Source organism: Vreelandella olivaria, from assembly GCF_023507745.1.
Classification (GTDB): domain Bacteria; phylum Pseudomonadota; class Gammaproteobacteria; order Pseudomonadales; family Halomonadaceae; genus Vreelandella; species Vreelandella olivaria_A.
The window spans coordinates 1-573 of the sequence record NZ_JALPZO010000087.1 but is presented as its reverse complement, the minus strand read 5'-3'; the positions used below and the strand labels follow the sequence as shown (position 1 = coordinate 573).

The 573-nt window shown below is 50.1% G+C and carries 1 protein-coding gene; it reads right to left on the bottom strand.

Annotation, left to right across the window (positions count from 1 at the left end; genetic code table 11):
• Positions 1–124 precede the first annotated feature (124 nt).
• A partial coding sequence (locus tag HP566_RS07130; RefSeq protein ID WP_249976572.1) for a transposase occupies positions 125–573 on the bottom strand: 449 nt, incomplete at its 5' end.

Here is a 573-nt window from a genome sequence, read left to right as displayed (position 1 = left end):
TTACTCAGCCAGTCATCTGGCTGAGTCATCTTAATATCGGCATTTAGCCACTTGAGCGCCCAGCTAAAGCTTGTTGAAGACGGCCTTTGGCTCTTAGAAAGCAACTTATCCCACTCTAAGCCCTTCAGGACGCGGCCAAATGGCCATAATTCGCTAACTTCTCAATATTGTGCACCAAGCAGTAAAGCTGCCACTGGCCCTGTACTTTCTTCTTGCCCCGAAGACTGAAGCGGTTCAGTCTTTTCGTCGTGCCAAGGTTGCCAAAGACGGGTTCCACAACTGACATACGATGGCTGTAAATTTCTTTGCCCTTGGGGCTATCAACCCGGTGCCTCATCCAGTCCGTGTAATTGGGTAAGCGTTTGTTCTCGATTATAAAAGACACTTGGCGCCCTGCGCCGTTGCGATGGTCAGCAGAGCCAGGGTTCTGCATGCAACGATATTTTTTTGGGCAGTGCCGACATTGCAGCAAACGCCCTTCAAAGTGTACCCGGATCTTGCCATTGTCCGTTTCTCGTTGCCCGCGATAGGACAGTTTTTCGCCGATTGGGCAAATACACGTTAGCTTTACAG